At 69.8% G+C, this 24,575-nt stretch carries 24 protein-coding genes; 13 read left to right on the forward strand and 11 right to left on the reverse strand.

The annotated features are described in order from the left end of the window. The first annotated feature begins 1 nt into the window (after position 1). Genes H9622_RS05655 through mnhG form a run of 3 tightly spaced genes read left to right on the forward strand, consistent with a single transcriptional unit; the run spans position 2 to position 1,184 of the window. A complete protein-coding gene (locus tag H9622_RS05655; RefSeq protein ID WP_191765643.1) occupies positions 2 to 559 on the forward strand; it encodes a Na+/H+ antiporter subunit E in 558 nt (185 codons plus the stop codon). Beyond that, a complete protein-coding gene (locus tag H9622_RS05660) occupies positions 556 to 825 on the forward strand; it encodes a monovalent cation/H+ antiporter complex subunit F (RefSeq protein ID WP_191765037.1) in 270 nt (89 codons plus the stop codon). The genes H9622_RS05655 and H9622_RS05660 overlap by 4 nt, the downstream gene beginning before the upstream one ends. Beyond that, positions 822 to 1,184 (forward strand): monovalent cation/H(+) antiporter subunit G, encoded by a 363-nt coding sequence (mnhG, locus tag H9622_RS05665; protein ID WP_191765039.1) that lies wholly within the window; start codon positions 822 to 824, stop codon positions 1,182 to 1,184. The genes H9622_RS05660 and mnhG overlap by 4 nt, the downstream gene beginning before the upstream one ends. A 77-nt stretch (positions 1,185 to 1,261) precedes the next feature. On the opposite strand, the gene H9622_RS05670 is transcribed toward mnhG, so the two are convergent. Both H9622_RS05670 and argG read right to left on the reverse strand, forming a co-directional pair. Next, the gene (locus H9622_RS05670; RefSeq protein WP_191765041.1) at positions 1,262 to 3,883 is read right to left on the reverse strand and encodes a penicillin acylase family protein; all 2,622 of its coding nucleotides are present in this window, start codon (positions 3,881 to 3,883) and stop codon (positions 1,262 to 1,264) included. 182 nt (positions 3,884 to 4,065) lie between these two features. Continuing rightward, the gene (argG, locus tag H9622_RS05675; protein ID WP_191765043.1) at positions 4,066 to 5,508 is read right to left on the reverse strand and encodes an argininosuccinate synthase; all 1,443 of its coding nucleotides are present in this window, start codon (positions 5,506 to 5,508) and stop codon (positions 4,066 to 4,068) included. 90 nt (positions 5,509 to 5,598) lie between these two features. Between argG and H9622_RS05680 the strand changes: the two genes are divergently transcribed. Beyond that, positions 5,599 to 6,834, forward strand: coding sequence for a DUF1214 domain-containing protein (locus tag H9622_RS05680; protein WP_191765045.1), 1,236 nt, complete (start codon positions 5,599 to 5,601; stop codon positions 6,832 to 6,834). A gap of 31 nt (positions 6,835 to 6,865) precedes the next feature. Here H9622_RS05680 and H9622_RS05685 read toward each other — a convergent pair whose 3' ends face one another. After that, positions 6,866 to 7,636, reverse strand: a complete 771-nt coding sequence (locus tag H9622_RS05685; RefSeq protein WP_225221558.1) for a Pr6Pr family membrane protein — start codon at positions 7,634 to 7,636, stop codon at positions 6,866 to 6,868. 78 nt (positions 7,637 to 7,714) lie between these two features. Between H9622_RS05685 and H9622_RS05690 the strand changes: the two genes are divergently transcribed. Further along, positions 7,715 to 9,001, forward strand: coding sequence for an adenylosuccinate synthase (locus tag H9622_RS05690; RefSeq protein ID WP_191765047.1), 1,287 nt, complete (start codon positions 7,715 to 7,717; stop codon positions 8,999 to 9,001). 134 nt (positions 9,002 to 9,135) lie between these two features. After that, entirely contained in the window at positions 9,136 to 10,329 is a 1,194-nt protein-coding gene (locus H9622_RS05695) for a lactonase family protein (protein WP_191765049.1), read from the forward strand. Between the two features lie 21 nt (positions 10,330 to 10,350). Here the strand turns inward: H9622_RS05695 and H9622_RS05700 are convergent, their stop codons facing one another. Further along, on the reverse strand, positions 10,351 to 11,562 hold the full coding sequence (locus tag H9622_RS05700; RefSeq protein ID WP_191765051.1) for an AI-2E family transporter: 1,212 nt from the start codon (positions 11,560 to 11,562) through the stop codon (positions 10,351 to 10,353). A gap of 124 nt (positions 11,563 to 11,686) precedes the next feature. Here H9622_RS05700 and H9622_RS05705 point away from each other — a divergent pair, with 124 nt between their 5' ends. Next, complete coding sequence (locus tag H9622_RS05705; protein ID WP_191765053.1) at positions 11,687 to 11,980, forward strand: chorismate mutase; 294 nt, start codon at positions 11,687 to 11,689, stop codon at positions 11,978 to 11,980. 10 nt (positions 11,981 to 11,990) lie between these two features. On the opposite strand, the gene H9622_RS05710 is transcribed toward H9622_RS05705, so the two are convergent. Genes H9622_RS05710 through H9622_RS05720 form a run of 3 tightly spaced genes read right to left on the reverse strand, consistent with a single transcriptional unit; the run spans position 11,991 to position 13,989 of the window. Next, entirely contained in the window at positions 11,991 to 12,686 is a 696-nt protein-coding gene (locus H9622_RS05710) for a hypothetical protein (RefSeq protein ID WP_191765055.1), read from the reverse strand. Then, positions 12,683 to 13,603: an ABC transporter ATP-binding protein gene (locus H9622_RS05715; protein WP_191765057.1), complete on the reverse strand. Its 921-nt coding sequence runs from the start codon at positions 13,601 to 13,603 to the stop codon at positions 12,683 to 12,685. The genes H9622_RS05710 and H9622_RS05715 overlap by 4 nt, the downstream gene beginning before the upstream one ends. Further along, on the reverse strand, positions 13,603 to 13,989 hold the full coding sequence (locus H9622_RS05720) for a GntR family transcriptional regulator (protein ID WP_191765059.1): 387 nt from the start codon (positions 13,987 to 13,989) through the stop codon (positions 13,603 to 13,605). Before H9622_RS05720 ends, H9622_RS05715 begins: the two co-directional genes overlap by 1 nt. A gap of 374 nt (positions 13,990 to 14,363) precedes the next feature. On the opposite strand from H9622_RS05720, the gene H9622_RS05725 reads away from it, so the two are divergent. The 3 genes from H9622_RS05725 (at position 14,364) to H9622_RS05735 (ending at position 17,605) form a co-directional block, all read left to right on the forward strand. Next, entirely contained in the window at positions 14,364 to 15,665 is a 1,302-nt protein-coding gene (locus H9622_RS05725; RefSeq protein ID WP_318247039.1) for a quaternary amine ABC transporter ATP-binding protein, read from the forward strand. Further along, positions 15,665 to 16,570, forward strand: a complete 906-nt coding sequence (locus H9622_RS05730) for an ABC transporter permease (RefSeq protein WP_191765064.1) — start codon at positions 15,665 to 15,667, stop codon at positions 16,568 to 16,570. The genes H9622_RS05725 and H9622_RS05730 overlap by 1 nt, the downstream gene beginning before the upstream one ends. Positions 16,571 to 16,708: 138 nt before the next feature. Next, complete coding sequence (locus H9622_RS05735; protein ID WP_225221559.1) at positions 16,709 to 17,605, forward strand: glycine betaine ABC transporter substrate-binding protein; 897 nt, start codon at positions 16,709 to 16,711, stop codon at positions 17,603 to 17,605. 57 nt (positions 17,606 to 17,662) lie between these two features. Here H9622_RS05735 and H9622_RS05740 read toward each other — a convergent pair whose 3' ends face one another. From H9622_RS05740 to purL, 4 genes are all read right to left on the reverse strand, one after another. Then, the gene (locus H9622_RS05740; RefSeq protein WP_191765066.1) at positions 17,663 to 18,604 is read right to left on the reverse strand and encodes a hypothetical protein; all 942 of its coding nucleotides are present in this window, start codon (positions 18,602 to 18,604) and stop codon (positions 17,663 to 17,665) included. 79 nt (positions 18,605 to 18,683) lie between these two features. After that, positions 18,684 to 19,484 (reverse strand): hypothetical protein, encoded by an 801-nt coding sequence (locus H9622_RS05745; RefSeq protein ID WP_191765068.1) that lies wholly within the window; start codon positions 19,482 to 19,484, stop codon positions 18,684 to 18,686. A gap of 52 nt (positions 19,485 to 19,536) precedes the next feature. After that, positions 19,537 to 19,674: a hypothetical protein gene (locus H9622_RS05750; RefSeq protein ID WP_191765071.1), complete on the reverse strand. Its 138-nt coding sequence runs from the start codon at positions 19,672 to 19,674 to the stop codon at positions 19,537 to 19,539. 10 nt (positions 19,675 to 19,684) lie between these two features. Next, on the reverse strand, positions 19,685 to 22,033 hold the full coding sequence (purL, locus tag H9622_RS05755) for a phosphoribosylformylglycinamidine synthase subunit PurL (RefSeq protein ID WP_191765073.1): 2,349 nt from the start codon (positions 22,031 to 22,033) through the stop codon (positions 19,685 to 19,687). 210 nt (positions 22,034 to 22,243) lie between these two features. On the opposite strand from purL, the gene H9622_RS05760 reads away from it, so the two are divergent. From H9622_RS05760 to H9622_RS05770, 3 genes are read left to right on the forward strand one after another with little or no spacing between them, the layout of a single operon-like run. Then, the gene (locus H9622_RS05760) at positions 22,244 to 23,101 is read left to right on the forward strand and encodes a hypothetical protein (RefSeq protein WP_191765075.1); all 858 of its coding nucleotides are present in this window, start codon (positions 22,244 to 22,246) and stop codon (positions 23,099 to 23,101) included. Between the two features lie 60 nt (positions 23,102 to 23,161). Continuing rightward, positions 23,162 to 23,563: an ArsR/SmtB family transcription factor gene (locus tag H9622_RS05765; protein WP_191765077.1), complete on the forward strand. Its 402-nt coding sequence runs from the start codon at positions 23,162 to 23,164 to the stop codon at positions 23,561 to 23,563. 1 nt (position 23,564) lies between these two features. After that, on the forward strand, positions 23,565 to 24,545 hold the full coding sequence (locus tag H9622_RS05770) for an SRPBCC family protein (RefSeq protein WP_191765079.1): 981 nt from the start codon (positions 23,565 to 23,567) through the stop codon (positions 24,543 to 24,545). The last annotated feature ends 30 nt before the right edge of the window (positions 24,546 to 24,575 follow it).

Consider the following 24,575-nt stretch of genomic DNA (forward strand, 5'->3'; position numbering starts at 1 on the left):
GATGCTGCTGACGCAGCTCTGGCGTCAGCTGCCGTTCTTCCTCTGGCTCATCGCGCTGTGGATGCTGCTCTGGGGGCAGTTCACCTGGGTGGCGTTCCTCACCGGGCTGATCGTCGCGATCTTCGTGACGCGCATCTTCCGCCTGCCGCCGGTCGAGCTCTCGGGCCGCGTGAACGTGTGGTTCGGCGCGATCTTCGTGCTCGCGTTCCTCGCCGCCCTGGTGCGCGGATCGCTGACCGTCGCCGCTCAGGTGCTCGACTTCCGGCGGCAGCCGGGGACGGCCATCATCGCGGTGCCGATGGTCACCGACGACGACCTGATCATGACGCACACGGGGGTCACCGCCTCGCTCATCCCCGGCTCGCTCATCGTCGAGACCGACCGCGACCGCCGCATCCTGTACCTTCACGTGATCGGCGTCCGGAGTGCACGGGACGTCGAGCGGCAGCGGGAGAGCGTGCACATGTGGGAGCGCCGCATCGTCATGGCGGTCGGCTCGCGCGCGCAGGTGGCGGCAGTGCGAGCGGATGCCGCGTCCCGCACCGGAGGTGCTTCGTGAACGTTCTGCTGCTGGCCATCTACGTCGTGTTCGGCGTCGCCGCGCTGCTCACGGTGTGGCGCATCATCATCGGACCATCGATCCTCGACCGGGCCGTGGCATCCGATGTGCTCCTGACCGAGGTGATGTGCGTGCTCGGCGCGGAGATGGCGATCAACCACCACACCCGCACGCTGCCGGTGCTGCTGATCATCGCCGCCGTCGGAGTGTTCGGGTCGATCTCGATCGCCCGGTTCGTCGCCCGAAGGGACAACGCACAGCGATGACCATCGATGCCTGGCTGGACCTCTCCGCGCTGATCCTGATCCTCGCGGGGGCGATCCTGTGCCTCACCGCCGCAATCGGTCTGCTGCGGTTCCGCGACGTGCTCACGCGCCTGCACGCGGCGACCAAGCCCCAGGTGCTCGGCCTCATCCTCATCTGCATCGCGATCGCGCTGTCGCTGCGGTCGTGGCCGGTCGTCGCGTTCCTGCTGCCGATCGTGCTCATCCAGCTCGCGACCGCACCGCTGTCGGCGCACATGGTCGGCCGTCAGGCCTACCGCAACGGCACCATCGACGAGCCGAATCTGATCGTCGACGAGCTGGCCGACTCGCGTCGCACCCCGCCCGCGGCCGGCGGCTGAGCTCCACGCGCGGGCGCCGCGCGCCGGGCGCCGCGCGCCGGGCGCCGCGCGCCGGGCGCCGCGCGCCGGGCGCCGGGTCAGCCGGCGGGGGTGAGGGTCAGGGTGTTCGTCGTCGCCTTCGCGATGGCGTCGCGCGAGAACGCCCACGGCGTGAGCCGCGCCTCCTGCCAGGCCGCGGTCTGATCGATGTAGTTCGGGTGGAAGGCGTGCCCGCTCGTGCCGGTCAGCTGGTTCCAGCTCGAGTCGTCGAAGTCGGCCAGGTCGATGATCATGCGCATCGACGGCACCGTGACGGTGGCGAAGCCCTCGTCGTCCATGACCCACCCCGTCGCGTTGACGACCGATGAGCCGCCGCCGACCGGGAACGGTCCGCGATTGAAGAGCCACTCGATCGGCGCGATGCCCGACGACCCGAAGGTGTCGCTGCGCAGGGGGAGCGCGTGCAGCGACCCCCAGTTCCACTTCGACGGGTTCTCGCCCTGCAGCTCGACGATCCGCTCGTACGCATCGACGGCTGAGCGCTTCAGCATCTCCTGCTGACTCGAGACGCCCAGCGCCTCGTTCGTCCACCACTCTGACGCGGGCTCGCGCAGCAGCCCGTCCACCACGAGGAACAGGCGGGCCTGGTCCGACAGCGGGACAGGATTCTCGCGTCCCTCGACGAAGAGGTTGCGGGCGAGCTCGCTCCACAGCACGTTCGCATAGGCCGCGGCCGCGGAGGAGGCGTCGTTCTGGGCGTCCCACGTGCGCAGCAGGTCGAGCGCGGCATCCGTCCCCTCTTCTCCGGTCTGCAGCTCGCTGTAGGCGCCCGACAGGCGCATGCCGAGGAAGAAGCCGTTGTCGGCCTGGATCTCGCGCATGTCCTCGGCCGTCAGAGGGCCGTTCGCCGAGGCGCGCTGCAGCAGGTCGACGATGCGCGCCGCGCGCCAGCCGTAGTCCCAGTCGCGCGTGAGGAAGTGCGGGTACTCGTCGCCGACCACGGCGTTGTTGGCCGTGACGATGTAGCCCTCGTCGGGGTTGAAGGACACGGGCAGCTCCTCGAAGGGGATGAAGCCCTGCCAGTCGTACGCCGAATCCCAGCCCGGCTGCGGCATCGAGCCGTCGCCGGCGCCGCGGATCGGCAGCGAGCCCGGCGTCTGGTAGCCGATGTTGCCGTCGATGTCGGCGTAGACGAGGTTCTGCGCCGGCACGGCGAAGAGTGCCGCAGCGCTGCGGAACTCGTTGAAGTCCCGTGCGCGGTTGAGAGCGAAGATGGCCGACGGGGTGGTGGACGGCGTGAGGGCCGTCCACTGCAGGCTCACCGCGTACTCGCCCTCGGGAGCGCCGGACGGCGGCGCGACCGTGCCGCCGGTGCCCGTGTACGGGTCGTCGGCGACGGACGTGTAGGCGTCGGTGAGACCCGAGATGATCGGGCCGTGCACCGTCGAGCGGATCTCGAGCTCGACGTCGTCGCCACCGGCGACCTCGAGGGTCTCGGTGCGCACGTCGAGCGGCACGAGGGCGCCGTCGCGCCAGTAGCTGTCCCCCTCGACCTTCTCCAGGTACAGGTCGGTGACGTCGGTGGTGAGGTTGGTGAATCCCCACGCGATGCGGCCGTTGTGACCGATGATCACGCCGGGCACGCCCGAGAAGCCGAACCCGGCGACGTTGTACGCGCAGTCCTCCGAGACGACCTTGCACCTCAGGCCGACCTGGTGCCACACGCTCGGGAGCGAGGCGCCGAGGTGCGGGTCGTTGGCGAGGAGCGGCTTGCCGCTCTCGGTCAGGTCACCCGAGACGACCCACGAGTTTGAGCCGATGCCCTCGCCGACGCCGCCGACCAGCGTGCTCACGGCCTCGATGACACCGTCGACCTCCGACCACTCGATCGACGCGGTGGCAGTCTTCGCCTCGGCGTCGGGCACGATGTCGGCCAGGGTGCCGACGGCGGGAACCGACGAGATCGACGGCACGATCACCGGGTTGCGGTCGAAGGGATACGCGGGGTACAGCTCCTGCATCTGCTCCTGGCTGGACCCGGGTGCCATGACGGCGCGCTCCGTCTCCTCCTCGAGGTTGGAGCGGAGGTCCCAGGCCATCGCCTTGAGCCAGGCGACCGAGTCGGCCGGCGTCCACGGCTCGATCTCGTACGCGTCATTCTGCAGTCCGAGCACGGCGTACTCGAACGAGGTGTCGGCGCCCTGATGGTCGGCGAGGTAGGCGTTCACGCCGTCGGCGTAGGCGTCGTAGTACGAGCGGGTGGTCTCGTCGAGCGCCTCGACCTCCTGCTCCGCGATCGCCCGCCAGCCGAGCGTGCGCAGGAACCGGTCGGTCGGCAGCTGGGACTCGCCGAACAGCTCCGACAGGCGGCCGCTGGTCACGTGGCGGCGGAAGTCCATCTCCCAGAAGCGGTCCTGCGCGTGGACGTACCCCTGTGCGAAGAAGAGGTCGTCGGCCGTGGTCGCCGTGATCGTCGGGACGCCGAGCACGTCTCGCTGGACGGTGACCTCTTCGCCGAGTCCGGCGACGGCGACCTGGCCGTCGAGCTGCGGGAACGAGCGCTGGATCGTGTAGACCACGAACCCGGTCGCGATCAGCGCGAGCACGACGATGCCGGCGACGATGCTGTAGACCGTGATGCCGATCGTGCGGCCGACGGAGCGGCGGCGCGGCACCTCGGTCGTCTCGGCGTCGACGTGCTCAGGGGAGGACTTCAGCATTGAAGAGCTTTCGGATCGGGCGCGGCTAGGACGCGATGTCACGCACCGCGAACCCCAGTGTCGCGCATTCGGGTTCGCGCGGCACCGCCCTGCATCGTATCCCGGGCCCGATCAGGCGGCGAATCCTCTGGGGAGAACGTGGCTTCCCCGTCACCCGAGGGCGCGTGCGAAGTCGTCGCGGGTCAGTCCGTGCCGGCGTCGTACATCGCCGACTCGGATGCCGCCTCGATCGCCTCGTCGAGGGCCTCGGCCGCGGCATCCTGCGACTCGGCGCGCCCGGTGATCTCATCGGCCTCACCCGCCGTCACGCGGCCCACGAGGTCGCCGGCCGCTCCGCCGATGATGCCGGCGGCGGCGTAGTGCTCGAGCCGGCTGCGCGAGTCCGCGATGTCGAGGTTGCGCATGGTGAGCTGACCGATGCGGTCGGTCGGGCCGAACGCTGCGTCGCCCACGCGCTCCATCGAGAGCTTCTCGGGGTGGTACGACAGGCCGGCGCCGGTGGTGTCGAGGATCGTGTAGTCCTCGCCGCGGCGCAGGCGCAGCGTGACCGAGCCGGTGATCGTCGAGCCGACCCATTTCTGGATCGACTCGCGCAGCATGAGGGACTGCGGCTCGAGCCAGCGGCCCTCGTACATGAGGCGGCCGAGGCGACGGCCCTGCTCGTGGTAGGTCGCGAGCGTGTCTTCGTTGAGGATGCCGTTGACCAGGCGCTCGTACGCCGTGAACAGCAGAGCCATGCCGGGCGCCTCGTAGATGCCGCGCGACTTCGCCTCGATGATGCGGTTCTCGATCTGGTCGCTCATGCCCAGCCCGTGGCGGCCGCCGATGCGGTTCGCCTCGAAGACGAGCTCGACGGGGTCGCTGTACTCCACGCCGTTGAGGGCGACCGGACGACCGGCTTCGAACGTCACGGTGACGTCCTCGGCCTGGATCTCGACCGACGGGTCCCAGAAGCGCACCCCCATGATGGGCTCAACGGTCTCGAGTGAGACGTCGAGGTGCTCGAGGGTCTTGGCCTCGTGCGTGGCGCCCCAGATGTTCGCGTCTGTCGAGTACGCCTTCTCCACGGAGTCGCGGTAGGGGAAGCCGTGCTCGACGAGCCACTCACTCATCTCCTTGCGACCGCCGAGCTCGGTGACGAAGTCGGCGTCGAGCCACGGCTTGTAGATGCGCAGCGCGGGGTTGGCCAGCAGGCCGTAGCGGTAGAACCGCTCGATGTCGTTGCCCTTGTAGGTCGAGCCGTCGCCCCAGATGTCGACGCCGTCGTCCTTCATGGCGCGCACGAGCAGCGTGCCCGTCACCGCGCGGCCGATCGGCGTGGTGTTGAAGTAGGTGCGCCCGCCGGAGCGGATGTGGAACGCGCCGCACGCGAGGGCGCCGAAGCCCTCCTCGACGAGGGCGGGCTTGCAGTCGACGAGGCGCGAGATCTCGGCGCCGTACGTGAGGGCACGGTCGGGGATCGACTCGATGTCGTCTTCGTCGGGCTGGCCGAGGTCACCGGTGTAGGTGCAGGGGATCGCGCCCTTGTCGCGCATCCACGCCACGGCGACGGAGGTGTCCAGACCCCCGGAGAAGGCGATGCCGACGCGCTCGCCGACGGGCAGGGACTGGAGGACCTTCGACATGGTCTCCAGTCTAGTTGCGGGCATGATCGCACATTTCCGGTGTGACGGGGCGGAATGGCGCGAGAGGCCACAAAGGGCCAAGGTTGGAGTATGAGCACTCACGTGAACGCCGACAATTTCGCGCGTGCGGAGACCGACCGCATGTTCGCGGACATCCAGCGCGATGCCGGCGGCGTGAACACCTTCCGTCACAACCGGGAGCCCGCGTCGATCGACGCGCAGACGGTCATCCGGCTGAATCGCGACACCCTCTACAGCTTCGCGATCGTCGACCTGTCCGAGGGGGCCACGCTCGTCGTCCCCGACGCCGGGGAGCGGTACCTCTCGGTGATGATCGTCGACCGCGACCACTACGTGCGCGCGGTCCTCCACGACGCCGGCACCTATGACCTCGCCGACCAGGCACCGGGCGCGGACTACGTGCTCGTCGCCGCCCGTACGCTGGTCGACCCCGACGACCCCGACGACATGGTGCGTGTGGCCGAAGTGCAGGACGCCCTGCAGCTCGAGGCCGCGTCGTCGGTCACCTTCGCCGGCGACGAGTACGACCCCGCGTCGCTCGACGCCACCCGCAGTGCGCTCCTCGCGCTCGCTGCAGGGCTCCGCTCGTTCGAGCGCACGTTCGGCGCGCGCGACGAGGTCGACCCGGTGCGGCACCTGATCGGAACCGCCGCCGGATGGGGCGGCCTGCCGGTGTCGGAGGCGTCGTACGTCGGCGTCGACCCGCAGCTTCCCGTCGGCTTCTACGACCTGTCGATGCACGACGTGCCGGTCGACGCGTTCTGGTCGGTCTCGGTCTACAACGCCGAGGGGTACTTCCAGCCGAACGACGAGGGCCGCTACACCGTCAACAGCGTCACGGGGCACCGCGACGAGGACGGCGTGGTGACCGTGCACTTCACGCCTCCGGGGGCGGCGGCCGAGCCGAACAGCATCCCGCTTCCCGAAGGCTGGAACTACCTCATCCGCCTCTACCGCCCGCAGCCGGCGTTCGGCGCCGGCGAGTGGCACGTGCCCGATCTGGTGCGCCGCCGCGATCGCGAGGCGGAGTTCGCCGCCGATCATCCGACGGATGAGGGGACGGATGCCGCGGCCGGCGACGACGTGATCGACGAGGTTCCGCGGGACGACGACGGCGTCACGGCGGGTGAGCCGGACGAAGCCGCCTCCGACGTGGCCGACGCGGCCCCCGAGGCCGACTCGGCGCCCGTCGCCGAGGCCTACGAGGGCCCCGACGTCGAGGTGTCCGACGACGTCGCACCCCCCGCGAACGCGGCTGACGGAGCGCACCGCGAGGCCGACACCGGCGCCACTCCCGTCGCGTAGCAGGTGCGGCGCGGCATCCGCTCTCTCGGTGTCAGTGCCCCTCGACCTCGGCCTGCCGTGCCTCGCTCCACTCCTCTTCGACGTGGTCGCCGGTGAGGTGATCGAGCTCGCGCTCGGCGCCGACGCGCCGGCCCCACCACACGATGAGCGAGGCGAAGACGAGGAAGGCGATCGAGATGACGACGATCCAGAACACCACGGTCGGCCAGCCGCCGGTGCCGTTCGGGTTCAGGAATGGATAGGGGTACCAGTACGGGTCGCCGGTCACGGGGTTCGTCACGAGCGGTCCGCGCAGCATCGTGTAGAGGACCCAGAGGATCGGGAAGGCGATGATCGCCCACACCGCGCGCCACGGCAGCGCCCGGCGGAGCGGTCCCACGAACAGGTCGGCGAGCAGGAACAGCGGCCCGATGAGGTGGAGCACCTCGTTCGACCACGGGATCGGCGCACTGCCCTGGTCGAGCACGATCTGGCGCAGCAGCAGGTTGTAGACGACGCCCGTGATGATCATGTAGGTCGTCACGCACGCGAGCGCGAGCGCCAGCGCCGGCGGCTCGGCGTTCGCGTGACGTCCCCGGGTGAAGAACCACAGCGCGGCCCAGACCAGCACCACCGCCGCGAGGGTGTTCGAGAGGATGGTGAAGAAGCTGAAGAAATTCGCCAGCGTCGTGCCGACGTCACGACCCAGCTCTGCCGCCGTCGACAGCGACTTCGCCAGCTGCGCGAGCACCGCGGCGATGATCAGCGCGGCCATCGCAAGCCGCATGACGGACCAGGTCTGCGCCCATGCCTTCGATCGCATGGCGCCACCTTAGCGGTGGGCGGGCGGCGCGGCCCCGATAGGATGGGGTGTAACCGTCCGATAACGGGGGAGTAGCCCATGCCAGGCATCGTGATCGTCGGAGTCCAGTGGGGAGACGAGGGCAAGGGCAAGGCCACCGATCTTCTGGGCGAGCGGACCGACTGGGTCGTCAAGTTCAACGGCGGCAACAATGCGGGCCACACGGTCGTCATCGGCGACGAGAAGTACGCTCTGCACCTGCTTCCCAGCGGCATCCTGTCGCCCGGCGTGAACGCGGTCATCGGCAACGGCGTGGTGATCGATCTCGAGGTGCTGTTCGCCGAGCTCGAGGCCCTGCACGCGCGCGGCGTCGACACCTCGCGCCTGCGGGTGAGCGCCAACGCCCACATCATCACGCAGTACCACCGCACGCTCGACAAGGTCACCGAGCGGTTCCTCGGCAAGCGCCAGATCGGCACGACCGGGCGCGGCATCGGTCCGGCGTACGCCGACAAGATCAACCGCGTCGGCATCCGCGTGCAGGATCTCTTCGACGAGAACATCCTGCGCCAGAAGGTCGACGGCGCTCTCGATCAGAAGAACCATCTGCTGGTGAAGATCTTCAACCGACGTGCGATCACCGCCGACGAGGTCGTCGAAGACCTCCTCTCGTACGCCGACCGCCTGCGCCCGATGGTCGCCGACACCGGCCTGCTCCTCAACGAGGCGCTCGACGCGGGCGACGTCGTCGTGTTCGAGGGCGGCCAGGCCACGATGCTCGACGTCGACCACGGCACGTACCCGTTCGTCACGTCCTCGTCGGCGACCGCCGGCGGCGCCGCGACCGGCTCGGGCGTCGGCCCGAACCGCCTCGACCGGATCGTCGGCATCGTCAAGGCCTACACGACCCGCGTGGGTGCCGGTCCGTTCCCCACGGAGCTCTTCGACGACAACGGCGACTTCCTGCGCTCGCGCGGGTTCGAGTTCGGCACGACCACCGGTCGCCCGCGCCGCGTCGGCTGGTACGACGCGCCCATCACCCGCTACGCGACGCGCATCAACGGCATCACCGACCTCGTGCTCACGAAGCTCGACATCCTCACCGGGCTCGACCAGATCCCGGTGTGCGTCGCGTACGAGGTCGAGGGCGAGCGGTTCGACGAAGTGCCGGTCAACCAATCGGACTTCCACCACGCCAAGCCGATCCTCGAGTACTTCCCCGGCTGGAAGCAGGACATCTCGAGCGCGCGCTCGTTCGAGGACCTTCCGCGCGAGGCGCAGGAGTACGTCCTCGCCCTCGAGGCGATGAGCGGCACGCGCATCTCGGTGATCGGCGTCGGCGCAGCCCGTGACGCGGTCATCGTGCGCCACGACCTCATCGACTGACCCGGCCTGCCGGACGACCTTCCGCGCACCTGTCGCTTTGCTCGGAACAGGAGTTCTGGCGGAGACAGGACCCTGGACGGCGAGAACGTCCTGTTCTCGCCGGAACACCTGTTCTCGGACCGTAGGAGTGCTGCATGAGATTCTGGCTGGGCGGGTACACGGCCGACATGGACGGCGTGGCGAGCGGGGTCGGGATGCTGCACGCCGGCGCCCCCGACGACGGCTCGGCCGGCGGACCCCTGAGCTTCGCGGGTGAGGTCGCGCGCTCGGACTCCCCCTCGTGGGTCGCCGCGCATCCCACGCTCGACGTGGTCTACGCGGCGCTCGAGGCACGAGGCGCCGTGCAGGCCTTCCGGCGCACGGGCGAGGCATCCTTCGTCCCCCTCGGCGAGGCCGTCCCCGCGGGTGACGCGACCTGTCACGTCGCGGTGGCGCCGGACGGCGGGTCGCTGATCGCATCGTGCTGGGGCGACGGTCGCGTGGTGCGCATGTCGCTGGATGCCGCGGGCCGGCCCTCGTCGCCCGTGATCGCTGCAGCTGCCGTCGATCCGCATGCTCCCGGGGGCGGCGCCGTGGGCGCCGGCACGGCCGACCTCGACCTCGCTGCTGCCGCGCGCGCCCTGCGGGAGGCGGCGGGGCCGGAGTACGCGCACCTCCTCCCCGACCGCGACGCCGACGCCGTCGCCGTCGCCGACCCCGACGGAGACGCGGCGGGGGCGGCATCCGATCGCCCCTCCCGCGCCCACCAGGCCACGTTCCTGCCGGGCGGGCTCATCGTGACGACCGATCTGGGGCACGACCTCGTGCGGTTCTGGCGTGCCGGCCCGACCGGGTTGCGACCTGGGCAGCAGGTCGCCCTGCCGAAGGGCAGCGGACCCCGCCACGTCGTGTTCCACCCGAGCGGCCACCTGTACGTGGTGACCGAGTTCTCCTGCGAGGTGTTCGCCCTCGCCGCGTCGGTCGACGGCACGTGGCGGGTCGTGGGCGGAACCGCGCTCGGCGCCGGCGGCGTGCTGCCGGGCGACTCGGCGGCCGAGCTCGCGACGTCGCGTGACGGCGAGTTCCTCTATGCGGGCGTACGGGGCAGCAACACCCTCGCGACCGTGCGGGTGCGCGGCGCGGGCGAGACGCTCAGTCCCGTCGCGCTTGTGGACGCGGGGGTGGACTGGCCGCGCCACCACGTCGTCGTGCGCGACACCCTGCTGGTCGCCGGGCAGCGCTCCGACGAGGTGGCGTCGCTCACGCTCGACCTGCGTACAGGCGTGCCGGGGCGGGTGCGCCACCGCACGCCGGCGCCGTCGCCGACGTGCCTGCTGCCGGCGTCCTGACGCTCCGAGCCGCCTCGGCGACTAGCGCTTGGCGTCCTGCCGCGGGATGAACACCTGCTTGATGATCAGCAGGATCGACGCGGTGACCGGGATCGCGACGAGCGCCCCCAGCAGGCCGAGCAGCGTGCCGCCGACCATGGCGCCGATGACGACCAGCGCACCCGGCACCGAGATCGCCTTGTTCATGACGCGGGGCGTCAGCACGTAGGCCTCGAGCTGCATGTAGATCAGGTAGACGATCGCGAAGATCAGCGCGGGCAGCCAGCCGGTGAACAGCGCGATGATCGTGGCGGTGATCCAGTAGAGCACCGAACCGATGAGCGGGATCAGTGTGATGAGGAACGCGAGCACGCCCATGAGCGCGGGGAACGGCAGGCCGAGGAACAGGTGGAGGAAGAAGGCCACCAGCGAGTTGCAGAACGCCAGGACGACCATGCCCATCAGATAGGCGCCGATCGAGTCGGTGATCTGGTTCGTCATCGCCGTCGCCTTCGGACGGTTCCGGGCGGGCGCGAACTTCATGAACGCGACCTTCATGGCGGGCAGCCCGGCCAGGAAGTACAGGCTCAGCACGAGCACGATGATGAGACCGGAGATCGTCGTGCCGACGCTGAGGGCGAAGTTGAGCACGCCGCCGCCGATCGCCGCGAGGTTCGCCGGGTTCGCGAGGAACGTCTCGACCTGCTGCAGCATCGTGCCGACCTGCGTGCCGAAGGTGTCGCTCAGCCAGTCATAGAAATCCGAGTTCTGGAACGCGTCTATGGTCGCGGGCAGATCGCCGAAGAAGGCCGTGATCTGCTTCACGAGCGCCGGCACGACGAGCAGCAGCACTCCCGCGAAGATGACGGCGAAGACGGTGTAGACGATGATGATCGCCCACGCGCGGCCGACCTTGTGCCTCTCGAACCAGCGCACGACGGGGTCGAGGCCCAGCGCGACGAAGAGCGCGAAGACGACGTAGATGATGATCGTCGAGAGGTTCCAGAAAGCCAGGCCGAGAAGGATGGCGACCAGCCCGCCCAGCGTCAGCAGCAGGCCGAGGCTGAACGGGTGATTGAGGTTCGCCCAGAAGGTCTTCGACTCCGGCGCCTCGCCCGAGAACTCCGCGACGCCGTCGGGCACCGCATCGCCCTGTGCGTGCGCCGCGTTCGTGCCCGACGCCGGATCGACGGCGAGAGGAGCGATGGTCTCGGCGTCGCTCGCGCCCAGCGAGGAGGAGGCGTCGTCGGTCATGCGTCACACTCTAGGGGCGGGGGTCGGATGCGACGACGGGCCGCTCCGCAAATCACCCCGTGCGGGCGACACACGCCGGAATCAGGCCGAACCGCTCGGGTATCGTCGTTGCGGAGGAGGACCCATGACCGAGGACCCGACGACCACGCTGCACCGGCTGCGCAGCAGCATCGACAACATCGACGCCTCGCTCGTCTACCTTCTCGCCGAGCGCTTCAAGGCGACGAAGCAGGTGGGTCACCTGAAGGCCGAGCACGGGATGCCGGCGTCCGACCCCGCCCGCGAGGAGCAGCAGGTCGCGCGCCTCCGGCGCCTGGCCGAAGAGGCCGACCTCGACCCCGCCTTCGCCGAGAAGTGGTTCAACTTCGTCGTCGCCGAGGTCATCCGCCACCACACCGAGGCGGCCGACAGCCGCTGACCCGCGAGGGCTACGGGACCGCGCGGCGCAGGGTGAGGTACGAGATCCCAGCGAGGACGGCGCCCACGAGCAGACCCCACAGCGCGAGCCCGAGCGCACCCTGGCCGGCGATCCAGCCGAACACCTGCGCCCATGCGTTCGTCTGTCCGACGAGGAACATCCACAGCACCAGCAGCGCGCCGATGGCGAGGAGAACCGTCGTCAGCACGACCGACCCGAAGCGCTTGAAGATCGTCGCTGCCCAGAAGCCCACGACGAAGAACAGCATCGAGATGGTGAAGAAGAACACCCCGGCGCCGAGAGCGCCCGCCTCCCAGATCCACGGCAGGTAGAAGAAGTAGCCGTTCATGCCCCAGCCACCGGTCGCCTGCTCGATGAGCCCTCCGACCACGAACAGCAGCGCCAGGATGGCGCCCGTGAGCACGGCGGTGAGGAGGGTGCCCAGGTAGAACTCGCGGCGCGTCACGCTCATCGCCTGCGAGAAGGGGAAAGTGAGCGTGAGGGCCTGGACCCCCACGACCCCGAAGTACCACAGCGGAGCCTGGGCGCCGCCGCCGTACATGGGTCCGTCGGCGCCGGCGTTCTGGATCACCCAATAGATTGCGAGCGTGAGCAGCAGCGCTCCCCCGAGCACCATGAGCGGCACCCAGATGTAGGTCTGCCGGTTGATCAGCTGCATGCGGACGACGTTCAGAGTGCGGCTCATCGGATTGCTCCCTCATCGACAGTGGCGGATGACGCGGCCGAGGTCTCGGCTGCGTGCTGAGTGGTGCGCACGATCAGCTGCTGCAGCGACACCGGCGCGACGTCGAGACCCGCGGCGGCGATGCGCTCACGGTCCTCCGGGGTGAGTGCTCCGAGCACGGTGACCGACGCCACGTGTCCGAGACTCTCGCGGTGGATCACCTCGCGAGCGCCGACGAACGCGTCCACGGCCGCGGCGTCGCCGACGATGTTCGCGGCACGATCTCTGACGGCGTCGGTCGACTCATCCATGATGATGCGACCGCGGTCGATCACGAGAACACGCTCGATGAGGTTGGACACCTCGTCGATCAGGTGACTCGAGAGGATGACGGTGCGAGGATGCTCGGCGTAGTCCTCGAGGAGCCGGTCGTAGAAGATCTGCCGCGCGACGGCGTCGAGGCCGAGGTACGGCTCATCGAAGAAGGTGATCTCTGCGCGCGAGGCCAGACCGATGATGACTCCCACGGCAGAGAGCTGGCCGCGGGACAGCTTCTTGATGCGCCGCTTGACCGGCAGCTGGAAGTCGCTGATGAGCTGCTCGGCGAGATCCTGGTCCCAGTTCGGGAAGAACAGCCGCGCCGTCTCGAACGCATGCCGCGGCATCGCGTCGTCGGGGTACTTCTGGCTCTCGCGCACGAAGCACATGCGCGAGAGCACCTTGGCGTTCTCGTACGGATGAACGCCGAACACGCGGACATCGCCGCGGGTGGGGAAGTTCTGCGCCGTGAGGATCGACATCACGGTCGTCTTGCCTGCGCCGTTGCGCCCCAGCAGCCCGTATATGGTGTCCTTCTCGATGGTGAAGCTCACATCGTCGACCGCGAGCGTGTCGCGGTAGCGCTTGGTGAGGCCGTTCACCTCGATCACGTGTGTCATCATGCATCTCCTTCGGGGGTGGTCGCGGGAACCGCTGCGCGGTCGCGGATCAGGTCGGTGAGGTCTTCGGCTCCGAGCCCGAGCTTGCGCGCCTCGGCGAGCAGCGGATCGACGTAGCGGTCGGCGAAGGCGGCGCGCCGCTCCGTGAGGAGCCGCTCGCGAGCGCCGGGGGCGACGAACATGCCGATCCCACGACGCTTGTAGATCACTCCTTTGTCGACGAGCATGGCGACGCCTTTCGCTGCCGTGGCGGGGTTGATGCGGTAGAAGCCGGCGAGCTCGTTCGTCGACGGGGCGCGTCCCTCTTCAGGGAGGGAGCCGTCGACGATGGAGTCCTCCACGCGCTCGGCGATCTGGAGGAACAGAGCACGGCCTTCTTCGATCACGCGAGCCTCGCTTTGTCGGTTAGTTACTCGACTAAGTAACCATAGAAGTTCGGCCGCGTCAAGACGTCAGCATCGAGCTCGGAATGTGACGGGACGCGCGCCCCGTGGTATCACGCGCACGGGTAGCGACCCGATCCGGCGATGTCGAATTTGCCATCCATTCCCACGCATGAAACGTTCGATGAGGTCCGTCATGGACCACCCCGACCAGTCCGCGGTCGCGGCGCAGCGCTGGGGCGCGGCGCCGGGAGCGTACGGTCGCGGCCTGTGCGCGGATCCGAAATCCGCTGCCGAGCCGGCCCCCGCCGGCTCCCGTGGTCGCCACCCGGGCGTAACCGATGCAGATCCCTGCACGGGTTCTGCCGAGGTGCACAGTGACAGTTCCGCCTGCCATCGAGGCGAAGAACCTGTTCAAGGTCTTCGGCCGCAATCCCCAGGCCATCGTCAATCGTCTCCGCGCAGGCGAGACCCGCGAGGCGGTGGCGTCCGCCGGCACCGCCGCGGTGATCGATGCCTCCTTCACGGTTCAACCCGGCGAGATCTTCGTCATCATGGGCCTCAGCGGATCCGGCAAGTCGACCGTGATCCGCACGCTCAACGGGCTGCTTCCGCCCACGGCCGGCGAGGTGCGGGTACAGGGCCAGAGCGTCACCTCGGCGTCACCGGCCGAGCTACGACGGATCCGCCGCGCATCCGTCTCGATGGTGTTCCAGCACTTCGCGCTGCTGCCGCACCTGTCCGTGCTCGACAACGCCGCCTACGCGCTCGAGATCCAGGGTGTGGGCAAGAGCGAGCGGCGCGCGCGGGCACGCGAGATCCTCGACAAAGTCGGCCTCGGCGACCGCGTCGAGGCGACGCCCGACGAGCTGTCGGGCGGCATGCGCCAGCGGGTGGGCCTCGCACGTGCGCTGACGGCGGGCACCGACATCCTCCTGATGGACGAGGCGTTCTCGGCTCTCGACCCCCTCATCCGTCGTGAGATGCAGGAGCAGCTGGTCGAGCTGCAGAGCGAGCTCGGCCGCACCATCGTGTTCATCACCCACGACCTCAACGAGGCGATGTTCCTCGGCGACCGCATCGCTGTCATGCGCGACGGCCGCATCGTACAGACCGGCACGCCGGAGGAGATCCTCACCGATCCCGCCAACGACTACGTCGCCCAGTTCGTGCAGGACGTCGACCGAGCCCGCGTGCTCACGGCAGGCTCGGTCATGGCGCCGCCTGCGGCCGCCACCCCGCTCAGCGCGGGTGTGCGCGGAGCCCTGCGTGTCATGCGCGACCTGCAGGTCGGATCCGTCGCCGTCCTCGAGGGCCGTCGCTACCTCGGATCGGTGAGCGACCGCGCCGTCGTCCGCGCCGTCAAGGCCGGCAGCACCGACCTGCGGTCCCTCATCTCGACCGCGCAGCCCGTCGTGTCGCCGAACGACCCGCTCACCGAGGTGGTCGAGCGCGCCGTCGAGAGCCCGATCCCCATCGCCGTGGTCGACGACCAGCGTCGCCTCCTCGGCACGATCCCGCGCGTGACCCTGCTCGCGGCGCTGGGCAACGTCGATCCCCAGACGACCGAGATCCCGATCATCGGGGCACCGTCATCGGTGCCGCAGGCAGAGCTCATGAGTTCGCTCGTGGCGGTGGGCGAGCCCGCGGGGCGCCCCGCGACGGGAAGGGGTGCGTGATGGAGGGTCTGCGACTTCCGCTGGGCGACGCCGTCGAGGCGTTCGTCGACTTCCTCGGCGACACCCTCGGGTGGCTCTTCGATGCGATCGCCCTCGCGCTCGGCGTCGTGTACGACGGTCTCGACTGGGCGCTGCGCACGCCGCCGTTCTGGGCCGTGATCCTCGTCCTCGCCGCCGTCGCGCTGTGGGTCAAGGGCGTCAAGCTGGCGGTCGGCACCGCGCTCGGGCTCGTCCTGATCGTGGCCGTGGATCAGTGGGATGCGGCGATGGACACGCTCGCCCTGGTGCTCGTGGCATCGGCGATCGCGATCGCGATCGGCATCCCGGTCGGCATCTGGGCGGCGCGCAACGACCGCGTGTCGCGCATCGTGCGTCCTGCACTCGACTTCCTCCAGACGATGCCGGCGTTCGTCTATCTGATCCCGGCGATCATCTTCTTCGGCGTGGGCGCGGTGCCCGGGATGATCGCGACGATCCTGTTCGCGCTCGCGCCCGGGGTGCGCCTGACCGAGCTCGGCATCCGCGGCGTCGACCAGGAGGTGGTCGAGGCGGGTCACGCCTTCGGTGCGACACCCGGTCGCATCCTCCGCCAGATCCAGCTGCCACTCGCGCTTCCGAGCATCATGGCGGGTGTCAACCAGGTGATCATGCTCAGCCTGTCGATGGTCGTCATCGCCGGCATGGTCGGCGCCGGCGGGCTCGGCGGTGAGATCGTCCGCGCGATCGGACGCATCGATGTGGGGCTCGGGTTCGAGGCAGGCATCGCCGTCGTGGTCATCGCCATGATCCTCGACCGCACGACATCGGCGCTCGCGGTGCAGAGCCGGCGCACGGGCCGAGGCCGGCGTGCGTCCGCGCGCGCCGCGTCCGCCCCGGTGGAGACGGCGGCCACTGCAGCGGCGTGAGGCGAGCGGATGCCTCGGGCCGAGGCATCCGCTCATCACAGACCAGGCGGGAGCATCGCCCGCCGGAGGTGCGCGACCTTCGCGCGCCTGACCAAGACCGATCCGTGCGACAGCAGCGCGGATGGAGAGGAAGTCACGATGATGACCAAGAGAAAGCACGTGCTCGCGGGAGTCGCGCTCGTCGGCGCGGCCGCCATCGCACTCACCGGCTGCGCAGGAGGCGCCGGGGAGGCCGGCGACGGTCCGGCCGACCGCCCGATCGAGATCGCTGTGTTCAACGGCTGGGACGAGGGCATCGCCGCGTCGCACCTGTGGGAGAGCGTCCTCGAGGCGCAGGGGTACGACGTCAACCTGACCTACGCCGACGTCGCTCCGATCTATGCCGGTCTGGCCAAGGGCGACTTCGACCTCGTGCTCGACACGTGGCTGCCCACCACGCACGCCGACTACCTCGAGCAGTACGGCGACGACATCGTCGACCTCGGGGCATGGAACGACGAGGCCTCGCTGACGATCGCCGTGAACGAGGACGCCCCGATCGACTCGCTCGAGGAGCTCGCCGCCAACGCCGACGAGTTCGGCGGCCAGATCGTCGGGATCGAGCCGGGCTCCGGCCTGATGCGCATCACGGGCGACGAGGTCGTGCCCGGCTACGGCCTGGAGGACATGACGCTCGTGGAGTCGTCCACGCCCGCGATGCTCTCCGAGCTGAAGTCGGCGACGGACGGCGGGGAGAACATCGTGGTCACCCTGTGGCGGCCGCACTGGGCGTACAACGCCTTCCCGCTGAAGGACCTCGAAGACCCGCAGGGTCTGCTCGGCGACGCGGAGAGCATCCACTCGGTGTCGTCGGCGACGTTCGCCGACGAGTTCCCCGAGGTGAACGACTGGATCGCGGACTTCCAGATGCCCAGCGAGCTGCTGTACTCGCTCGAGGACGTGCTGTTCAACGGCGACTCGAGCGGCGACTACGCGCCCCTGGTCGAGACGTGGATCGCGGACAACCAGGAGTGGGTGGACGGTCTCACGTCCTGACACCCGGAAATACGGCGGGCGGGCGCGGCGGAGCGGGGCTCTGTCGCGCCCGTCCTGTCAGGGGTGGGTCTTCGGGTGGATCACGCGGCCCGGCGGCGCGGGATCGCCGGCCGACCGGGCCGGGATGGGCCACGGCGCCGGCTGCGGGGCCGCGTCGGCCTGGGGGCCGGGCGTGCTCGGTGTCGGCGTTGTGGCCGCCGGAGGCGGGGTCGTCGAGGGACGCGCGGGCGCGGCATCCGTCCCCTTCTCAGCCTGCGCGGGCGAAGGAAGCTCGAGCGAGACCTTCGACTCGAGCACCTCGATCGCACCGTCGGAGAGCGAGATGAGGCCGTCGAGCTCCTGCCGCACGCGACGGTAGGCGAGCTGCCTCTCGGCGGGTGTCGCGGCCTGGTCGATGGCGACGGTCAGCAGCTGTTTGGCGGTGTCGAGGCGTTTGCGCTCGACCTCGGTGAAGCTGGAGTCCTTGAGGCGGCGCGCGTCGCGCTCGGCGACGTCGAACGCCACCTCGAAATCGGCGACGGCGTTGCGGTACTCGGCCAGCTGCTCCTTCGTCAGCCGCGCCTTGGACGACGCCGGCCGCAGCCCGTCGGCGATGCGCTTCGCGCGCAGGAACGCCGCCGTGAGCGGCTGGCGTCCGTCGCTCATCGCCGGGAACGCGATGATCTTCGCGACGTCGAGCTCGTACTCGAGCCAGCGGTGGGTGACCGAGTCGTGGGTCGCGAAGAGGCGCTCCAGCTGCGTGGCCTGCGTCTCGCGCGACGTCTGCGGGCCGCCGACCGTGGTCGCAGTCGGTGCGGTGACGGGCGGGAGGGATGCCGCGGCCACCGCCTGGCCGCGTGCAGCCGCCTTCAGCTCGGCCTTGGCGTGCAGCACCTCGAGCCGGCGCTTGTGCCGCCGGCGCGCGCCTCGTTCCCAGGCGCCGCCGACGGCGCTCATCACACCGAAGAGCGGGAAGATGAGCCACCAGTACTGGCCCAGGAAGTCGAAGAACGGCTCCACCCTGTCATGGTAACGGGCGTGGCCGACCCGGTCGCGCGCTCTGGGCAGGCGCACAGCCTGGCCGGCGGGCAGGTCGTGGTCAGCGCGGCGCGGAGTCCGGCGGCTTCGGCGTGAACCGGCGCGGCAGCACCACGGCCGACCGCAGCCCTTCGATGACGGGGATGGCGGCGTCGATCATGTCGGCGACCGAGCCGAGCACGCCGGCCACGCCGCCCTGCGGAGCGGGGCTCGTGCCGGGCACTCCAGCCTGCCGCTCGGCCTCGGTGAGGGCGGCGTCCATCGCGGCGACGGCATCGCGGTACCGCACGTACTCCTCCGGGGCGATGCGGCGTCCGGCCGTCGGCCGCAGCCACTGGGCCTCGCGCTGCGCGTGGAGGAAGGCGACGGTGGCGGGATGCCGCGAGTCGGTCAGCTGCGGATAGGCCAGCGCCTTGTCGACGTCGGTCTCGTACGAGAGCCACCGGGCGTTCACGGCGTCCTGGGCCGTGTGGAGCCGCTCGATCGGCAGCGGCTCGGCAGTCGAGGCTGCCCGGTACTGGGTGTACGAGGCCTTCACGCGGGCGCGGCTCGCGCGCAGCGCGTACGCGGCCGACTTCTCGGCGTTGCGGGCCGCCTGGAGCGCGCGCTTGGCTTCGAGGGGCACCATCCCGGTGGTGCGCGAGCGGGCGGCGAGCACGTCGGCCTGCGCGACGCGCACCTGAGCCCGCGCCGCCACGAGAGCGCGGTAGGCCTGCGATTCCTCGTGGCGGGCGGCATCGAGTTCGAGTCGTCGCGCTCGGCGGCGACCCGTCGTCAGGCCCATGTAGGAAGCGGCTCCGACGCCTGCGGCGGCCGGAGCGGCCCACCACCAGCCCTGCAAGAGCAGGATGAGAGGCTCCACTCTGCCATGGTAGCCGTGGCGTGGCGCGCCGGACCGGGGTCGCGGGGAACGCTCAGCCGAACAGCAGCGCGAAGACCGTGGCGCCGCCGCCGACGAGGATGAGGGCGACGATCGTCACCCACGCGATGACCTTGACCCGCTTCTGACGGGTGTCGTTGAAACCGCTGTACTCTTCGTCGTCCGCCGCCATGGGTTCGATCTTAGGCGGTGCGCTCGGTGATGATCGGGCCGAACGCGTCGGGCAGCGTCGAGGTCGACGCGTCGCGCAGCTCATCGAGGGGCACCGTGAACAGGCCCTGGACTTCGAGCGAGGGCATGTCGCCGTCTGCCGCGACGTCGGTCACGCCGATGCGCAGCACCGGGTAGCCCCGGCCCTCGCACAGTCCGCGGAACTTCACGTCGTCCTCACGCGGGACCGACACGATGACGCGACCCGTCGACTCCGAGAACAGCGCGGTCGCAGCATCCACTCCATCACGATCCTGGATCTCGTTCAGCCACACGCGCGCACCGACGCCGAAGCGCATGACCGCCTCGGCGAGAGCCTGCGCGAGTCCGCCCGACGACAGGTCGTGCGCGCTCGAGACGAGCGACTGCTGCGATGCGGCGTGGATGAGCTCGGCGAGCTTCTTCTCCTGTGCGAGGTCGACCGCCGGCGGGCGTCCGCCGAGGTGGCCGTGGATCGTGCCGGCCCACTGCGAGCCCGAGAGCTCGGTGGCCGTCACGCCGAGGAGGTAGATGTTCTCGCCCGCGTCCTGCCAGCCCGACGGGATGCGGCGGGCGACGTCGTCGATGATGCCGAGCACGCCCACCACGGGCGTCGGGAAGATCGGCTGGTCACCAGTCTGGTTGTAGAACGAGACGTTGCCGCCGGTGACGGGCACGCCCAGCTCGAGGCAGGCGTCGGACAGCCCGTCGACGGTCTGCGAGAACTGCCACATCACCTCGGGGTTCTCGGGCGAGCCGAAGTTGAGGCAGTCGGTGACGGCGGTGGGAACGGCCCCGGTGACGGCGACGTTGCGGTACGCCTCGGCGAGGGCGAGCTTCGCGCCCTGGTACGGGTCGAGCTGGCAGTAGCGGCCGTTGCAGTCGGTGGCGATCGCGAAGCCGAGGCCCGAGTGCTCGTCGACGCGGATCATGCCCGCGTCGTCGGGGAACGACAGTGCCGTGTTGCCCATGACGTAGTAGTCGTACTGGTTCGTGATCCACGAGGTGTCGGCGAGGTTGGGGCTCGCGACGAGCTGGACGAACTGGCGGCGCAGCGTGTCGGGGTCGACGTCTCGGGTGAGGGCCGAGGCGGAGTCGTCGCGCAGCGCGTCGATCCACGTCGGGTAGGCGACGGGGCGCTCGTACACCGGGCCGTCGACCGCGACGGTCGAGGGGTCGACGTTCACGATCTCCTCGCCGTGCCAGAAGATCTGCAGCCGGCCGTCGCCGGTCACCTCGCCGAGCACGCTGGTCTCGACATCCCACTTGTCCACGACCGCGAGGAACGCGTCGAGCTTCTCCGGAGCCACGATCGCCATCATGCGCTCCTGGCTCTCGCTCATGAGGATCTCCTCGGGCGTGAGCGTGGGGTCGCGCAGCAGGACGTTCTCGAGGTCGACGCGCATGCCCGAGCCGCCGTTCGCGGCGAGCTCCGACGTCGCGCACGAGATGCCGGCGGCGCCGAGGTCCTGGATGGCCTCGACGAGCTCGTCGCGGTAGAGCTCGAGGCAGCACTCGATGAGCACCTTCTCGGCGAACGGGTCGCCGACCTGCACGGCGGGGCGCTTGGTCGGGCCGCCGTCGGCGAAGGTGTCGGAGGCGAGGATGGATGCTCCGCCGATGCCGTCGCCGCCGGTGCGGGCGCCGAACAGCACGACCTTGTTGCCGGCGCCGGTGGCGTTGGCGAGCTTGAGGTCTTCATGGCGCAGCACGCCGACCGCGAGGGCGTTGACCAGCGGGTTGCCCTGGTAGACGGCGTCGAACACGGTCTCGCCGCCGATGTTCGGCAGGCCCAGGCAGTTGCCGTAGAACGAGATTCCGCTCGTGACGCCGTGGACGACGCGCGCCGTGTCGGGGTGGTCGATGGCGCCGAAGCGCAGCTGGTCCATGACGGCGACCGGACGCGCCCCCATCGAGATGATGTCGCGGACGATGCCGCCGACACCGGTCGCGGCGCCCTGGAACGGCTCGATGTAGCTGGGGTGGTTGTGCGACTCGACCTTGAACGTGACGGCCCAGCCCTCGCCGATGTCGACGACGCCGGCGTTCTGGCCCATGCCGACCATCAGGCGGGTCTTCATCTCGTCGGAGACCTTCTCGCCGAACTTGCGGAGGTAGATCTTCGACGACTTGTACGAGCAGTGCTCCGACCACATGACGGAGTACATCGCCAGCTCGCCCGACGTGGGGCGACGGCCGAGGATCTCGCGGATCCTCTCGTACTCGTCGGGCTTGAGTCCGAGCGCCGCGTAGGGCTGCTCCTTCTCCGGCGTGGCGGCGGCGTTTTCGACGGTGTCGGCAACCGGGCGTGCGGTTGCGGACGTCGGAGAGGGGGTGGTCACGCGGCTGAGCTCCAGGAATCGGGGATGCCGGACCGGTCCAGTCTAGTTCGGCCGCGGCATCCGCTCCCTCCCACTCCCCGGGCAGGGGGTTTCGCCCGAAACATAAGGCGTCTCCCTCGGTCTCGGCGAGGATCCCCTGGCTCGACCCCACCGCGACGGCCTCGATGCCGCCCCGCCCGGAACGCTGAGCAGGCGGCTAGTGTGACGCCCATGCGGATCATCGCGGCGGGCATGGCGGCTCTCGCGCTCGTGCTGACCGGTTGTGCAGCCCAGGGCGTCGGTCAGGGAGCGCCGATGGGGGCCGGCTCGCCGACCGCGTCTCCTTCCGCGGCCCCTCTCGACCTGATCGGCCTGTGGCGAGTCACCGGCGCCGAAGGCGAAGACGCCGACACGTGGCTGCGGATCGACGCCATGGACATGCAGCTGTGGCGCGACTGCGGCATGGTCTTCTGGCACTGGGCTGCCTTCCCGGGTGCGCTGACGACGTCGATCTCGGGCGCGAGCGGTGAGTGCGCCAACGGCGGGGTGATGCCCGACGCGCCATGGCTTGCAGCGACGGTCGGCTTCGAGCCGTCGGCGGACGGCTGGCTGTTCCGCGATGCCGAAGGCGGTCTCACGGCTGCGCTGACCATCGACGGGGCGCCGACGCCGATTCCCACCGCGGATGAGCTGTACACGCGACCTCCGCTTGTGGACGCGACCACGCGAGCCCACTTCCGGCCACCCGCAGGATTGCCCGGCTCGCTCACGCCGGTGACCCGCGAGGAACTGGCCGGGCGATGGATCCCGGTCGAGTATGAGACAACAGACGAGCGGACCCCCTTCGTCGAGTTCGACACCCCGAACGGATACCGAGCTTCGGACGGGTGCAACGGGGCGGAAGGCGGCTGGCTGCTCGGCGACGAAGGCCGGTTCGCGGCGACGGTCGCCAACATGACCGCGATCGGCTGCGAGGGCGCCAACGTGCCGGATTGGGTTTCCGGCGCCCGGCTCGCCGGCTTCGACGGCAGCGAACTCGTCCTGCTGGACGCGCAGGCCGGAGAACTCGGGCGACTCTCGCGGGATTGACCGACGACCGGACCCGAAAAGGGTTGACGGATGCCGCGACCCGGCGTAACGTACAACCAAATGGTTGTAGATTCAGGACTCAGCGATGAACAGATCGACCGCGTGTTCCACGCGCTCGCCGCAGCGACGCGGCGCGACATCCTTCGGCGAGCGATCCAGGACGAGCACTCGGTCTCGGCGCTCGCCGGCGAGTACGACATGTCGTTCGCGGCGGTGCAGAAGCACGTCGCGGTGCTCGAGGCGGCTGGTCTCATCATCAAGCGCGCCGAAGGGCGCGAGCGTCTCGTCCGGGCGGACCCGGTCATGATCGCCCGCGCCCGCGCACTCCTCGCACGTTACGAGGAGCTCTGGCGCTCGCGCATCGACCGGCTCGATGCGCTCCTCGCCGAGCCCGCACAGGGGAATACCGACCGTCCCGGCCGGCCCGGCACCGACACCACCGATCCCACGCAAGGAGCATGAGATGCCCGTCACCGATGTCACCACCGATCCCGAAGCGCTCACCATGACGCTCACGGCCGACTTCGACGCGCCCGCCGAGCGGCTGTGGGCCGCCTTCACCGAGCCGCAGCAGCTCGAGCGCTTCTGGGGCCCCCCGGGCTGGCCGGCGCGCTTCCCCACGTTCGAGTTCTCGGTCGGCGGGCGCGCGGTCTACTACATGACCAGCCCGCAGGGCGAGAAGTCGTACGGCTCATGGGAGTTCCTCGAGATCGATGCGCCGCGCGGCTTCACCGTGCTCGACAACTTCGCCAACGAAGACGGCGCGCCGCTCGAAGGCATGCCGGTCATGCGGGTCGTCTTCACCTTCGAGCCGACCGCGACCGGCTCCCGCATGGTCAACGTCTCGCACTTCGCGTCGGCCGACGCGCTGCAGCAGGTCGTCGACTTCGGCGCCGTGGAAGGCTCGACGATGGCCATCAACCAGCTCGACCGGGTGCTCGAAGGGCTGCGCGCCTACGCGGCGGGCAAGGGCACGCAGACCGAGATCCTCGACGACACTCACGTGCGCATCACGCGCCTGATCGAGGGACCCATCGACCTGGTGTGGCGCGCCCACCAGGAGCCGGAGCTGCTCGAGAAGTGGATGCTCGGTCCCGACGGCTGGCGGATGACGGTGTGCGAAGTCGATCCGGCCGTCGGCGGGAAGTACCGCTACCAGTGGGCGCCCATCGAGGGCACCGAGGGCGAGCCCTTCGGCTTCGACGGCGAGACGGTGCTCTCGGAGGCGCCGCGCCGCGCGGTCACCACCGAGCACATGACGGGCACCGACTACCCGTCGACGCTCAACGACCTCAACCTCGACGAGGAGGACGGCGCGACTCTCATCACGCTGCTCATCGAGTACCCCGACAAGGAGACGCGCGACATCGTCCTCGGCACCGGGATGACCGAGGGCATGGAGGCCAGCTACGCCCGCCTCGAAGGAGTCCTGGCGGCGGTCTGACCCGCGCTCACGACGAACAGAACGGGGGAC

Source organism: Microbacterium gallinarum, assembly GCF_014837165.1.
GTDB lineage: Bacteria > Actinomycetota > Actinomycetes > Actinomycetales > Microbacteriaceae > Microbacterium > Microbacterium gallinarum.

Coding starts and splice junctions, on each gene's coding strand:
- H9622_RS05655 (WP_191765643.1), top strand. CDS start 2: ATGCTGCTGACGCAGCTCTGGCGTCAGCTGCCGTTCTTCCTCTGGCTC.
- mnhG (WP_191765039.1), top strand. CDS start 822: ATGACCATCGATGCCTGGCTGGACCTCTCCGCGCTGATCCTGATCCTC.
- H9622_RS05670 (WP_191765041.1), bottom strand. CDS start 3,883: ATGCTGAAGTCCTCCCCTGAGCACGTCGACGCCGAGACGACCGAGGTG.
- argG (WP_191765043.1), bottom strand. CDS start 5,508: ATGTCGAAGGTCCTCCAGTCCCTGCCCGTCGGCGAGCGCGTCGGCATC.
- H9622_RS05680 (WP_191765045.1), top strand. CDS start 5,599: ATGAGCACTCACGTGAACGCCGACAATTTCGCGCGTGCGGAGACCGAC.
- H9622_RS05685 (WP_225221558.1), bottom strand. CDS start 7,636: ATGCGATCGAAGGCATGGGCGCAGACCTGGTCCGTCATGCGGCTTGCG.
- H9622_RS05690 (WP_191765047.1), top strand. CDS start 7,715: ATGCCAGGCATCGTGATCGTCGGAGTCCAGTGGGGAGACGAGGGCAAG.
- H9622_RS05695 (WP_191765049.1), top strand. CDS start 9,136: ATGAGATTCTGGCTGGGCGGGTACACGGCCGACATGGACGGCGTGGCG.
- H9622_RS05700 (WP_191765051.1), bottom strand. CDS start 11,562: ATGACCGACGACGCCTCCTCCTCGCTGGGCGCGAGCGACGCCGAGACC.
- H9622_RS05705 (WP_191765053.1), top strand. CDS start 11,687: ATGACCGAGGACCCGACGACCACGCTGCACCGGCTGCGCAGCAGCATC.
- H9622_RS05710 (WP_191765055.1), bottom strand. CDS start 12,686: ATGAGCCGCACTCTGAACGTCGTCCGCATGCAGCTGATCAACCGGCAG.
- H9622_RS05715 (WP_191765057.1), bottom strand. CDS start 13,603: ATGACACACGTGATCGAGGTGAACGGCCTCACCAAGCGCTACCGCGAC.
- H9622_RS05730 (WP_191765064.1), top strand. CDS start 15,665: ATGGAGGGTCTGCGACTTCCGCTGGGCGACGCCGTCGAGGCGTTCGTC.
- H9622_RS05735 (WP_225221559.1), top strand. CDS start 16,709: ATGATGACCAAGAGAAAGCACGTGCTCGCGGGAGTCGCGCTCGTCGGC.
- H9622_RS05750 (WP_191765071.1), bottom strand. CDS start 19,674: ATGGCGGCGGACGACGAAGAGTACAGCGGTTTCAACGACACCCGTCAG.
- H9622_RS05760 (WP_191765075.1), top strand. CDS start 22,244: ATGCGGATCATCGCGGCGGGCATGGCGGCTCTCGCGCTCGTGCTGACC.
- H9622_RS05765 (WP_191765077.1), top strand. CDS start 23,162: ATGGTTGTAGATTCAGGACTCAGCGATGAACAGATCGACCGCGTGTTC.
- H9622_RS05770 (WP_191765079.1), top strand. CDS start 23,565: ATGCCCGTCACCGATGTCACCACCGATCCCGAAGCGCTCACCATGACG.